This is a genomic window from Elioraea rosea (assembly GCF_007644105.1).
GTDB lineage: Bacteria > Pseudomonadota > Alphaproteobacteria > Acetobacterales > Acetobacteraceae > Elioraea_A > Elioraea_A rosea.
In genome coordinates, this window is sequence record NZ_VFAC01000065.1 from 1 (window position 1) to 13,434 (window position 13,434).

Below are 13,434 nucleotides of genomic sequence, written 5' to 3' on the forward strand. Positions count from 1 at the left end.
ATCACGGCATGGCGCGCTCGCTCGCGCTCGGCGCGGAGGCGGCCCAGGGCGCGGGCGATACCGCCGGCGCTGGCGATCTCTGGCTTCGTGCTGGCCGAAGCGCCGCAGCGGAAGGCAATCTCCGCGATGCGCGCAGCTGGCTCGCCGCGGCCGAGGCGGCCGGAGCGAGGGCGGGTGACCAGGGCCTCGCGCGCGGCGCCCGCGAGGCGCTCGCCGCCCTTCCCCGGCCCGATCCCGTCAGGCGTTGAACGGCCAGGCGGCGCCCGACGTCGCGACGATCTTGCCGGGGTTCATGATGTCATCGGGGTCGAGCGCGCGCTTGACCGCCCGCATCACCTCGAGCGCCTCGCCATGCTCGGCGACGAGGAAGGGCATCTTGCCGTAGCCGATGCCATGCTCGCCCGAGCAGGTGCCGTCCATCGCCAACGCCCGCATCACGAGCCGATCATTCGCCGCGGCCGCCGCGGCCATCTCGTCTGGGTTGTCCGGGTCGACAAGGAAGACGAGATGGAAGTTGCCGTCGCCCGCATGGCCTACGAGCGGAGCAAGCAGCCCATGCTCGGCGAGGTCGGCCTTGGTCTCAAGAACGCACTCGGCGAGTCGCGAGATCGGCACGCAGGCATCCGTCGGCCAGCCCTTGCAGCCGGGGCGAAGCGCGAGCGCGGCGTAGTACGCTTCGTGGCGGGCCTGCCAGAGCCGCGAACGATCCTCCGCCGCATGCGCGAAGGCGAACGATCCGCCGCCGTGATGATCTGCGATCGCACCGACCGTGGCGATCTGCTCCTCCACGGCGGCGTCGGTGCCGTGGAATTCGAGGAACAGCGTCGGCGCCACTGGGTAAGAGAGCTTGGAGTAGCGGTTGCAGGCGTCCATCTGCACCTCGTCGAGCAACTCGATCCGCGCGAGCGGCACCTGCGCCTGGATCGTGTCGATGACGGTCGAGACGGCAGCCTTCATGTCGGGGAACGAGCAGACGGCGGAGGCGATCCGCTCGGGCACGCCGTGCAGGCGGAGCGTGACGGAGACGATCACGCCGAGCGTGCCCTCGGCGCCGACGAAGAGGCGCGTCAGGTCGTAGCCGGAGGCGGATTTCCGGGCCCGCCGGGCCGTTCGGATGAGCCGCCCGTCGGCGAGAACCACCTCGAGGCCGAGCACGGCCTCGCGCATCGTGCCGTAGCGCACCGCGTTGGTGCCCGAGGCGCGCGTCGAGGCCATGCCGCCGAGCGAGGCATCAGCGCCCGGGTCGATCGGGAAGAACAGGCCGGTGTCGCGCAGATGGGCGTTGAGCTGCTTGCGCGTCACGCCTGGCTCGACCGTCACGTCCATGTCCTCGGGCGACAGGCGGAGGATGCGGTTCATGCGCGAGACATCGAGCGAGATGCCGCCGCGCAGGGCCGCGACATGGCCCTCGAGGCTCGTGCCGGTTCCGAACGGGATGACGGGCACGCGGTGCTCGGCGCAGGCGCGGATGACGGCCTGCACATCCTCGACGCTCTCGGCGAACACCACCGCATCGGGCGGCGCCGAGGCGTGCCAGGACTCGTCCCGCCCGTGCTGGTCGCGAATCGCGGCGGCGGTCGAGAGACGGGCGCCAAATCGTGGGGCGAGCGCGGCGAGAACGGCATCGCGGCGCGCAGGATCGAGCGGCGTGACAGGGGCGGCGGCGGCCATGGCGGCGTCCACTGGTGTTGGCGGCAAGCATTCGATGCTAGGCCGGAGGCTCCGGCGACGCCACACTGCGCGCCGGGAGCCGGGAACCGGGTGTCACGCCGCGCCGGGCGGGTGTGCCGGACGCGGCATGGAGAGGGATGCTGCGCGCATCGGAACCGCGAGCGTGGATGCTGCGCCTGTCGCTGGCCGGAGCCCTCGCCGGTCTCGTGGCCTCGCCCGCTTCCGCCCAGGCGCCGCTGGCAGCGCCCCCCGGCACGCCCGTGCCCCGGATGCTGCCGCAGCCGCAGCTCCCCACGGTCGCCCCCGAGCCGGCACCTGGCCTGCCTGCAGAAGCGGGCGCCGCGCCGCAGGGCGCCGTCTCGGTCGCCACCGCCGCCGTCACCGGGGCGACGGTGTTTCCGGCGTCCCGCCTCTCCCCGTTCCTCGAAGGGCTCACGGGACCCGAAGTGCCCGTCGCGCACATCGTCTCTGCGCGTGACCGGCTCCTCGCCCTCTATCGCGAGCAGGGCTACGTGTTCTCGGCCGTGCGCGCCGAGCTCGCCCCAGGCCCCGCGGGTGCCACGCTCATGCTCGCAGTGACGGAGGGGCATATCAGCGAGGTGCTTCTCGACGGCGACATCGGCCCCGCCGGCGTGCAGGTGCTGCGCTTCCTCCGCCCGTTGACGGCGCTTCGGCCGATCGACATCGCCTCGCTCGAGCGGCAGCTCCTGCTCGTGCAAGACATTCCCGGCGTCGCGGTGCGCGCGGTGCTTCGGCCGGGAACCGGCGAGCCAGGCGCGCTGCAGCTGGTGGCACAGGTGAGCCGCGCTGCGTTCGACGGCTTCCTCAACGCCGACAACCGTGCCCCGATCTTCGCCGGCCCCGAGCAGGTGATCGGCGTGTTCGGCGCCAACAGCTTCACCTCTCTCGGCGAACGCGTGGAGGTGCTCGGCTACACTGCCTCGGGCGCGTCGCTCCGCTTCGCCCAGGGCGCGTTCGAGACATTCCTCGGCGCCTCCGGCCTGAAGCTCCGCGCCTATGTCGGCGGCGGCGATTCGAAGCCCCTGCTCGAGCTTCGCCGCCTCGGCTATGCCGGCACGACGCGGGTGTTCGGCGCCTCGCTCTCCTATCCGCTGATCCGCCGCCGCCCCTACAGCCTCTACGCGCTCGCGCTGTTCGACGCATACGACAACAAGATCGAGACGGGGCCCGCCGATGCGCAGGAGCGGGTGAGCGACGACCAGCTCAGGATGGTGCGTCTCGGGCTCGACGGCATCGCCCGTGACACCTTCGCCGGAAGCGCGCGGCCGGCGACGAACACGGCCTCCGTGCGCGTGACGCAGGGGCTGCGCGGCTTCGGCGCAAAGGAGAACAGCAACCCGATCCCCGGCCGGCAGGGCAGCCGGGTGGACTTTTTCAAGATCACAGGCGAGGTCTCGCGCAACCAGACGCTGGTCGCCTTCGGCGAGGCGAGCTCCATCTCGCTTCTCGGCACTGCCGGGTTCCAGTGGACGCGGGACGTGCTGCCGCCCTCCGAGAAGTACTTCCTCGGCGGGGTGCGCTTCGGCAGAGGCTACTACAACGGCGAGATCACCGGCGACAGCGCCTTCGGGGCAAGCGTGGAGCTTCAGTTCACCAGCCTCGCCCACGCCTCGCTTCCCGATGCGACGCGGCCGATCGGCTACCAGTTCTACGGCTTCTACGACTACGGTCAGACCTTCGAGCGCCTGAACGACGACCTCAACCGGCGCATCTCCTCCTTCGGCGGCGGCGTGCGCGTGACGCTGACCGATTCCGTCCAGTTCGCTTTCGAGGCGGCGAGGCGCCTGCAGCGTGACCCGCAGCGCACGCAGGACGAGGACGAGGAACTGAAGCGCTGGGCCGGGTATTGGACGCTGCTCCTGCGCTTCTAGGGCTGGACCCTGATGCGTGGTTTCCTTGCACCGGCAGGGCCGGAATGGTTTCCTGCCAGCGAGCCGCACAGGCGGCGTGGCATGGGGCAATCAGGCAGCCGGGAGGACATGGCGCTGGGCACAACGGGCAGCGTGCTGAGGCGGATCGGCGGCGGAACATCGGTGCGCGCCCTGCTGCTCGCCTCCATCGCCGCGGCCGGGATCGCGCCGAGACAGGCAGCTGCGCAGGCACCACCGGTGATGCCGCGCGGCGGGCAGGTCGTCGGCGGCTCCGCCACCATCGCCGCCCCCTCGCCCGACCAGCTCCGCATCACCCAGACCACGCAGCGCGCGGCCATCGACTGGCAGAGCTTCTCCGTGGGCCAGGGCGGGCATGTGCAGTTCCAGCAGCCGAACGCGTCTGCCATCGCGCTGAACCGCGTCACCGGACCCGATGCGTCGGTGATCGCGGGCCGCATCTCGGCCAACGGCCAGGTCGCGATCGTCAACCAGTCAGGCGTGGTGTTCACGCCGACCGCGCGGGTCGATGCCGCCTCAATCGTCGCGTCCGCCGCCGGCATCTCGAACGAAAACTTCATGGCCGGGAGGATGCAGTTCGACCAGCCCGCCAGGCCCGGCGCCCGCGTGGTCAACGAGGGGCGAATCACCGTCGCCCAGGGTGGGCTCGCGGCGCTCGTGGCACCCGAGGCAGCGAACCGCGGAACAATCGAGGCGCGGCTCGGCCGCGTCGTGATCGGCGGGGCGGAGACCTATGCGCTCGACCTGCACGGCGACGGGCTGCTCTCGATCGAGGTGAACCGCCCGAGCACGGTGACGGGCAGGCCTGCGGCCTCCAACACCGGAACGATCGCCGCAGAGGGCGGGACGGTGCTGATCACGGCGGAAGCAGCGAGCGCGCTGGTGCAGGGGCTGGTCGAAGCCGGTGGCACGGTGGCCGCACGTGAGGGCGGTCGGGTCACGGTCGCGGCCCGCGACGGCGAGGCACGCGTGAGCGGCACGATCGACGTCGCCTCCTCCACCGCACGCGGCGGCGAGATCACCGTCACAGGCCGCCAGGCGACCGTGGCGCAGGGCGCGCGCCTCGATGCCTCCGGGGCGACGGGCGGAGGACGCATCCGTGTCGGCGGTGACGTCCAGGGCGGCGGCACCACGCCGCGCGCCGAGCGAAGCGTGGTCGCGCAGGGTGCGACGATCCGCGCCGACGCGACCGATGCCGGCCCCGGCGGAAGCGTCGTCGTGTGGGCAGATGATGCGGCGTTCGTGCATGGCACGATCACCGCCCGCGGCGGCCCGCACGGAGGCGATGGGGGCTTCGTCGAGACATCGGGCCGGCGTGCCCTCGGTCTGGCCGGCGTGAGCATCGACACCTCCGCCCCGCGGGGCGCCACCGGAACGTGGCTGATCGACCCCGAGGACCTCATCATCGGCCCGGGGCCCGGAACGGCCGTGATCGACCCGGTCAGTCTGGCGGCAGGTCTGGCCATCAACAATGTCGGTCTGCTCACCGGCGACGGAGAGGGCGGCACGGGTCGCATCAGCGTGACCGGCGCCGTAACCTGGACCAGCAGCAACACGCTCACCCTGACCGCTGCCGGCGGCATCGTGATCGACGCACCGATCACAGCAGCGACGGGCCGGCTTGTGCTCTCGGCCGGAGCGGGCGAAACGATCACCCAGTCCGCTCTGGGCGCCATCTCCGTCGCCTCACTTGAGGCGAGCGCGCCAGCGGGGATCGCGCTCGGCAATGCCGCCAACGCGCTCCCGCTCGTCACGGGCCTCGCGAGCAGCGGTGGGCCGATCACGCTTGCGAGCAGCGTCGCGATGACGCTCGGCGCAGCCGTCACCGGTCCGAGCGATGTCTCTCTCTCGGCCCCCTCGCTGACGACCGGGGCGGTGACCGTCGGGGCCGGGCGCACGCTGTCGCTGACGGCCGATACGCTTTCGCTTTCGGGCGACCTCTCCGCCTCAGGCGGCCGCGTCGCCTTCGCACCCTTCACCGCAGGCACAGACGTGTCGCTCGGCGGTGCGGGCGGCGGCGGCCTCGCGATCACCGATGCCGTGATCGCCCGCGTCAGCACCGGAACCGGCACGTTGCAGATCGGCAACGGCACCGGAACGGGTGCGATTACCGTCGCCGATGCGGTGACCATCGAGGCGCCGCAGGCAACCGGCCTCGACCTGCGTGCCGGCGGCGCGGTGACGCAGGCGGGCCGGCTCTCGGTATCGCGGCTCTCGGCGAGTGGCACGAGCGTCACCCTCACCGATCCGGAGAATGCGATCACGAGCCTCGGCACGTCGGCGACGAGCACCGGTGCCTTCAGCCTCTCGGCCAAGGTTCCGGGAGACGCGGCGCTCCTCGTCAACGGTGCGGTCTCCTCGGCCGATGCGGTCTCGATCCAGGCCGTCTCAGGCGGGATCGACCTCCGCGCAGCGCTGTCTGCAGCAACGCAGACGAGCCTTACCGCCGCGGGAAGCATCACCCAGAATGCTGCCGGAAGGATCACCGCACCGTCGCTCAGCCTCGCCGTCACCGGCGCGGGCTCGGCGGTGGCGCTGGCGACGGCCGCGAACGCGGTGCCCCGGCTGGCCGGCGCGAGCATCGGCGCGGGCGGCGGCGACTTCGCGTTCCGGACAACCACCGCGTTGGACGTCGGCGGCGCCGTCACCGTTCCGGGCGCCGCGAGCATGACGGCGGGTGGCGAGCTCTCCCAAAGCGCAGGGATCACCGCGACCTCGCTGACCGTGAGCGCGGGAAGCGACGGGCTGGCGCTCGACCATGCCGCCAACGCCTTCGGAACGCTTGCGGGTGCGTCCGCCGCCGGGGGGCAGATCGTCGTGCTCAGCGCGTCCGACCTCGCCGTCACCGGCGCGGTCTCGGGCAGCACCGTCTGGCTCGAGAGCACCGGCGCTGCGGTGACGACGACCCTCGCCGCCCCCGTCACCGCGACGACCGGCGCGGCGGTGATCGAGGCCTCCGGCGCGGTCAGCCTGGCGGCCTCCGTCTCTGGCGCTGCCGGCGTCTCCATCGAAGGCGCGACGGTCAGCACCGCCTCTCTCGCCTCCTCTGCCGGCGACATTGGCGTCACGGCTGGCACATCCGCGTCCATCGGCTCCGCTTCCGCCGCGGGAGGCTTCTCGATCATGGCGCCGACCGTCTCGCTCGGCCCTGCCGCAGCAGGCGCCGGTCGGACGATCACGCTCGAAGCCGATTCCCTCACCGCCACCGGAACGCTGACGGCTGCTGGCGGTACCATCGCTGTCCGGCCGATGACCTCGGGCAGGACCGTCACGCTCGGCGGTGCGGGCGGCGGGCTCGTCCTGCCAGGCAGCTTCATCGGCTTCGTCAACGCAGGCGCCGGAACCCTCTCCGTCGGCTCGGCAGACACGGGCGCGATCGCGATCGCCGGTCCCGTCGATCTCACAGGGCGTGCGGGGCGGCTCGAACTCACCTCCGGGGCCGGCGTGAGCCAGTCGGCCTCCCTGGCCGTATCGCGCCTGCAGGTCGATGCGGATGGCCCGATCGCGCTCGGGCTCGGCGCGAACACCATCGCCACGGTGGACGGCGCGCGCGGCACCGGCGCCATCGCCATCGCCAGCACCTCGTCGCTCACGATCGAGGGCACGGTTTCCGGAACCGGCATCTCGCTCACCTCCGGCGGCGGCATCGCGATCGACGCTCCGGTCGATGCCGGTGCCGGCACGCTCACCCTCTCCGCGCAGACGGCGGTGACGCAGAGCGCCCAGGGCGTGGTGACGGCGGCGAGGCTTACCGGAACCGCAGGCACGCTCGCGCTCGATGACGCAGCCAATGCCATCGGGCAGCTCGCGAGCTTCTCAGCCACCGCCGACGACCTGGCCCTCTCGGTCACCGGCCCGCTGTCGCTTGCCGGCACGATCTCCGCGCAAGGAGTGCTCACCCTCGAAGCGGGCGGTGCGATCGCGGCCGATCCCGGCACCAGCCTTGCCGCAGCGCGCCTCGCAGGCAGCGCCGCGGGCGGCGCCGATCTCGGTTCGGTCGCACATGCGATCGCGACATTCGGCGGCTGGTCCGATGCAGCGGGCGGCTTCGCGATGCACGTCGCCGGCCCACTCCAGATCGCCGGTGACATCACCCTCGCAGGCCCGCTTTCTCTCACCGCGGGCGGGGAGATCACGCAGCAGGGTGGAACCTCCGTCACCGCCGCATCGCTCGCCGGCGGAAGCATCGGTGGTACGGTGCTCGCCAATGCCGGCAACGCGATCGGCGGCATCGGAGGCTGGTCGGACGCCACGGGTGACCTCACCGTCGCGACAACCACCGGGCTCGACATCACGGGTGCGATCGGAATAGCGGGCACGCTCGATCTTGCAGCGGCTTCGATCACCCAGGCGGCCGCCGCACCGATCACCGCACCGCGGGTCACGGCGGAAGCACCTGGTGGCCTCGTGCTCGACGCCCCAGGCAACAGCATCGGGGAGTTCGGCGCGGTCGCGGCATCGTCAGGCGATGTCCGGCTTGCGACGACGCTGCCGCTCCGGCTGCTCGGCCCTGCAGAAGCGGCCGGGACGCTCGCCCTTTCCTCGGGCGGCACGATCACCCAGTCCGCGCCGGTGAAGGCGGGACGGCTCGAAGCCTCCGCGACGGGCGGCATCATCCTTGCCGATCCTGCCAACGAGATCGCCTCGACGGGCGATGTGACCAATGCCGGCGCCGGCACGGTGACGCTGCGCACAGCGACGGACCTTGCCATCGATGGGCGCCTGGCCACGCCCGGCGCGCTCCTGCTGACCGTGGCCGGCGCGATCACCGAGGGGGCAGCCGGCGCGGTGGAGGCGGCAACGCTGTCTGGCACCTCCACCGGCGGAGCAACGCTCGGGCGGGCGGCGAACCGTGTCGGCACCCTCGAGGGCTGGACCAACACCGGCGGCGGCGGCTTCACCTTCGCCTCGACCGGGGCGCTCACGGTCGCCGGCCCGGTGAACGCCGGCGCAGGCGTGCTTTCGCTGAACACGCAGGGCGGGCCGATCACCCTCGCCGCGAACCTCACCACCACGGGGCCGGCGGGGATCCGTGTCGTCTCCGGCACCACATTGACGGCCGGCGATCATGTGTATGCCGCGCCGATCATCGAATTCCGCGCCCTGTCCGCCGGGACGCCCGTCACCATCCAGGCAGGCGAGTTCCGGGCGAGCGACCGCGTCGTGCTCGCAGCGACCGGAAGCATCACCTTCGAGGGGTCGACACGCATCGTTCCGCTCGCCGAAGGCAACCGCCCGGCCGTGGTGATCTCCGTCCGCAACGGCAACGAGCCGACGGATGCCACCCGCGTCCGTCCCGACCAGGCGGGCCTCGCCGATCTCGCGCAGTTCACGCAGATCGAGAGCTTCCCGCTGCCCACCGGAGGTTCTGCCAACACACTCGCCCTGGGGAGCAGCTCTCTCATCGCGCCGACCTCGCCGCTGTTCCTGCTGCTCGATCGCGGCAGCGCAACGGGGACGATCGACGTCGCCCGCCTCGGCCTCGTCATCTTCGGCGGCTCGACCGACCTTTCGGGCTGCGTCGCAGGCGTGTGCGGCGCGAACGCCGCGAGCCTCGGGCGTACGACCGACCCCTCCGCCCTCGCCCGGCTGAACAACTGCCCGGTCTCGAGCCCGAACTGCTTCACTCTGCCGACGACGGTGACCTACACCGACCCGCAGCCGCGCGAGCTGCCGACGATCGTCGCCGAGCGGCGCGGCAGCGAGATCGACCTGCCGCTCAGCGACGTGGCGGAAGAGGAGGAGTGATCCGCCGCGCCGTCATCGTGTTCGCCGCCGCGCTCGCGGGCTGCGACGTGCCCCCGCCCGAGGCCTACCTCACCGGCGGCCGCGGCCCTGTCGCTGCAGCGGCGCGCCCGGCCGGTGCGAACGTGCTCGGCGAGCGCTGCGTGGTGCAGCCCGTCCGGCGCCGTGAGGCCGACCCGGAGGACGCACGGGTGTACGAGCTCTTCTGCGGCGCGTGGCAGCAGCCTGCCGCGCGGCTGCTCGTCGCCACCACCGGCGATCTCGATGGTCTCACCGCCTCGGGGGCCTGGCGGCGCGGTCTCGACCAGCGCGCGGCCTGCGGCACCGCACGGCCGACCACGATCGGAACCGGCGCGGAGGCGCGGCTGTTCGACTGCACACGCCGCTCCGGCGGCTGGCCGCATGTCGCACTTCTCGCACGGGTCGGCGGCGAGACGGTGATGGCCGATGGCGTGCTGCCCGCCCTTCCGGCGATCGAGACGGCAGCGTCGGTCGTGACTGGCAGCGCGCCGGCCGGCGCGCAGGGCTCGGCGCGGTCGGCGGCGCTCGCGCTCGCCTCGCAGAGGCTCGCGACGGAAAGCTTCTCCTCCAACGACATCAGCCAGTTCGAGGAGCTGATGCGGCTCGGCAACGCGCTGAACCAGGCAGAGAACTTCGCCGAGGCAGAGAACGCCTACCGCGCCGCCCTCGCGCTGCACGAGCGGGTGCTCGGCCCCGGGAACCCGGGAAGCATCGGCGCTGCGATGGCGCTCGCGCTTCAGCTCTCGAACCAGGGGCGCATCCTCGAGGCCGATGCGCTGTTCGCCCGCGCCGAGGCGCTCGCACCCTCGAGCCCGGACCCGCTCCTGGCGGGGCGGTTGCTGCACTACCGCGCCATGCATGCCGGCAACCAACGCAACGATCGCGAGGCGGAACGGCTGATCCTGCGTGCCGAGGCGGCGCTGCGCGAGCAGGTGCCGGAAACCGTCCGCGCCTCGCGCGCGCGGGGCGGCGCCGTCGGCCTTGCCGAGCCCGCGCTGGCCGACCGTGCCCTGCTCGCCGATGCCGCCGCGCTGCAGGCCCTCGCGGCCTATATCGAGGCCCGCCGCTACCATGCCGTGACGCTGCGACGGCTTGGCCGGACGGTGGCGGCGGAGGAGGCGTCGCGCGAAGCCCGCGCGCTCGCCAGCGCCTTCGCCACGGACAGCCCCGTTCTCGCCGCCCGCGCCGCGCGAACGGAAGGCGATGCGGCCAAGAGTGCGGGGAATGAGGAACGGGCGGCCGTGCTGTTCTCGGAAAGCGCGCGCCTGTTCGCCCGCTCCGTGCCCGACGAACGGCCCGTCGCGCTCGCGCGGTTCCGTGCCGGTGCGGCACTTGCCGCCACCGGGCAGCTTCGGGAAGCGCTCGCCCAGTTCCGCGAAGGCGCGCGCATCCTCGGTGAACGCCGCCTCGGCCTCTCGGCCGACGCCGTGATGCCCTATCTCGACACGCTGTCGGAGGAAGCGGCCGCGGCACGTGACCCGGCGCCGTTCGCAGAGGAGATGTTCGCAGCCGCCCAGCTCATCCGCGGCGGCATCACCGCGCGGCTGATCGCGCAGGCCACGGCCCGGCTCGGCGCTGCCGGCGGAAGTGCCGCCGGTGCAGCGATCCGCAGGCTCCAGGATGCGGAGGAACGGCTCGCCGCACTCTACGCGCAGCGCGACGCCGCGGCAGATGAAGGCCGCGAGCCGACAGCACTCGCCGTGCTCGACCGTGAGATCGCTTCCGCGCAGGGCGTGCGTGCCGCGGCGGAGGAGGAGGTGCAGGCCGCCGCACCGGGCTACAGGCAGCTCGTTCTCGGCGCGACCACGGCGGAGGCCGCGCGCGCGCGGCTCGGCGAAGGCGAGGCCCTCGCGCTCATCGTCGCGGGCGAGCGCGGCGGCCACACGGTCCTGCTCGACCGTGCCGGCATCGCAACGGGCCGGATCGCCGCGGGAGAGGCAGCGCTCGGCGAACTTGTCGGCCGCGTGCGCGCCTCGGCCGAGCTTCGCTTCGACGCGCCAGGCGGCGCGCCCCGGTTGCCGGAGTTCGACGGCGAGGCAGCGCATACTCTGTGGCAGGCCCTGTTCGGCCCGCTCTCGGGGCGGATTGCCGCAGCACGCGCGCTCGTCGTCGTTCCCTCTGGCGCGCTTCTCTCCCTCCCCTTCGGCCTTCTGCCGACGGAGCCGCCGGCGCCTGGCCGCGCGCCGTCCTGGCTCGTCGCCCGCATGGCGGTCACGCACATGCCCTCGGTGCAGAGCTTCGTCAGCCTGCGCGTGGGGGCGACGGCATCGCGCGCGCCGCGTGCCTATCTCGGCTTCGGCGATTTCGTGCCGCCGACGCAGCAGGCCGTTGCGGCGAGCTTCCCCCCCGGTCGCTGTGACACGGATGCTGCCGCCGTGCGCGGGCTCGGCCCGCTTCCCGGCACGCGGGCGGAGATCGAGGCAGCGCGCAGGCTGCTCGGCGCGCCGGAGGGCGACATCGTCACCGGCGCGGCCTTCACGCCCGCCGCCGTGCGCGCGCGCAGCCTTGCCGAGTACCGCATCGTGCATTTCGCCGCGCACGCGGTGCTCCCCTCGGAGATCCGCTGCCTCGCCGAGCCCGCGATCCTTGCCTCGACGCCGACAGGCGGCAACGCGGCTGCAGCCTTCCTGCCTGCGAGCGAGATCATCGGGCTCTCGATGGATGCGGACCTCGCGATCCTCTCGGCCTGCAACTCGGGCGGCGAAGGCGGACAGTTCGCGGGAGAGAGCCTCTCGGGCCTGGCGCGTGCCTTCTTCTATGCCGGTGCGCGCGGCCTCGTCGTCACCCACTGGTCGGTCGACGATACGGCGTCCGCGCTGCTCGTGGCCGACACGCTTCGGCGGCTCGCCTCTGGCACCACGCGCGCGGCCGAGGCGCTGCGCGCCGCGCAGCTGGCGATGATCGCCGATGCCGGCGCGGGGCGGCTGCCGGCGGTGTTCGCCCATCCCTTCTTCTGGGCGGGGTTCGCGCTCGTCGGCGATGGCGGGACGGGGCTTCGGGCTGCCGGCTGAGGCCGCTGCTTCCGCGGCCGCGCCGGGGCCGCTATAGGTGCAGGAACGCAATTCCAACGGGTGCCGGATGGAGATCGAGCGGCTCGGCAAGTACGAGATCGAGAAGGCGATCGGCAAGGGCGCGGCAGGCACGGTGTGGCGCGCCCGCGACCCCGTGATCGACCGGATCGTCGCGATCAAGACCGTCAAGCTCGAGGCACACGACGCCGAGGCGGCGGAGGAAATCGCCCGGTTCAAGCGCGAGGCCCAGGCGGCCGGGCGGCTCTCCCATCCCAACATCGTCGCGGTGTACGACTACGGCGAGCAGGGCGACCTTGCCTACATCGTGATGGAACATGTCGATGGCGGTTCGTTGAAGAACCGCCTCGACGCAGGCGAGCGCCTGCCCCTGCCGCAGGTCGCGCGGGTGATGGACGAGCTTCTCGCCGCACTCGCGCACGCGCACGAGAAGGGCGTGGTGCACCGCGACATCAAGCCGGCCAACATGATGCTGACGAGGTCGGGCCAGGTGAAGGTCGCCGATTTCGGCATCGCGCGCATCGAGAGCTCGACGATGACGCAGGCTGGCACGGTGCTCGGCACGCCTGCCTACATGTCGCCCGAGCAGTTCCGCGGCGAGCCTGTCGATGCGCGGACGGACCTCTACTCTGCGGGCGTGGTGCTCTACCAGCTGCTGACCGGCGACAAGCCCTTCGAGGGCAACCTCACCGCGATCATGCACAAGGTGCTGAACGTCGACCCGCCCCGGCCGTCGGAGATCGCGGGCTCGGTTCCGGCGGCGCTCGATGCGGTGGTGCGGCGGGCGATGGCCAAGCGCCCGGGCGAGCGTTTCGAGACCGCGACGGCCTTCCGGCAGGCCCTGGCGGAGGCGATGAGGGAAGGGGCCGCGCCCGATCCTCTGCTCGGGCTTCTGGGCGGGGCGGAGGACACCGAGGCGACGGTCGTCTCCCGCGCCGCGCCGCCCACCCGCCCGCCGGCGCCCGAGCCCCCGAAGCCGCCCGCACCGGCGCGGAAGGGCGCGCCGCTCGGGCTGATCCTCGGCGGCGGCGGAGCGCTCGTCGCCGCTGCCGTGGCGG

The 13,434-nt window shown here is 72.7% G+C and carries 6 protein-coding genes; 5 read left to right on the forward strand and 1 reads right to left on the reverse strand.

The window, feature by feature from the left end:
- Window positions 1–248: hypothetical protein (locus tag FIF60_RS21800; protein WP_456305164.1), on the forward strand; the 248-nt coding region annotated here is incomplete at its 5' end.
- Here FIF60_RS21800 and FIF60_RS20635 read toward each other — a convergent pair.
- Entirely contained in the window at window positions 238–1,671 is a 1,434-nt protein-coding gene (locus FIF60_RS20635; protein ID WP_144300176.1) for an FAD-binding oxidoreductase, read from the reverse strand. The genes FIF60_RS21800 and FIF60_RS20635 overlap by 11 nt on opposite strands.
- A 167-nt stretch (window positions 1,672–1,838) precedes the next feature.
- Here FIF60_RS20635 and FIF60_RS20640 point away from each other — a divergent pair, with 167 nt between their 5' ends.
- The 4 genes from FIF60_RS20640 to FIF60_RS20655 all read left to right on the forward strand — a co-directional run.
- Window positions 1,839–3,563 (forward strand): ShlB/FhaC/HecB family hemolysin secretion/activation protein, encoded by a 1,725-nt coding sequence (locus tag FIF60_RS20640; protein ID WP_158639329.1) that lies wholly within the window; start codon window positions 1,839–1,841, stop codon window positions 3,561–3,563.
- Window positions 3,564–3,671: 108 nt separating this feature from the next.
- Window positions 3,672–9,329 carry a two-partner secretion domain-containing protein gene (locus FIF60_RS20645; protein WP_158639330.1) on the forward strand — a complete coding sequence of 1,886 codons (5,658 nt, stop codon included), beginning with the start codon at window positions 3,672–3,674 and terminating at the stop codon, window positions 9,327–9,329.
- Window positions 9,326–12,358, forward strand: a complete 3,033-nt coding sequence (locus FIF60_RS20650; protein WP_144300179.1) for a CHAT domain-containing tetratricopeptide repeat protein — start codon at window positions 9,326–9,328, stop codon at window positions 12,356–12,358. Before FIF60_RS20645 ends, FIF60_RS20650 begins: the two co-directional genes overlap by 4 nt.
- Before the next feature lie 67 nt (window positions 12,359–12,425).
- Window positions 12,426–13,434, forward strand: a 1,009-nt coding sequence (locus FIF60_RS20655; protein WP_144300180.1) for a serine/threonine-protein kinase, incomplete at its 3' end; no start/stop codon positions are given.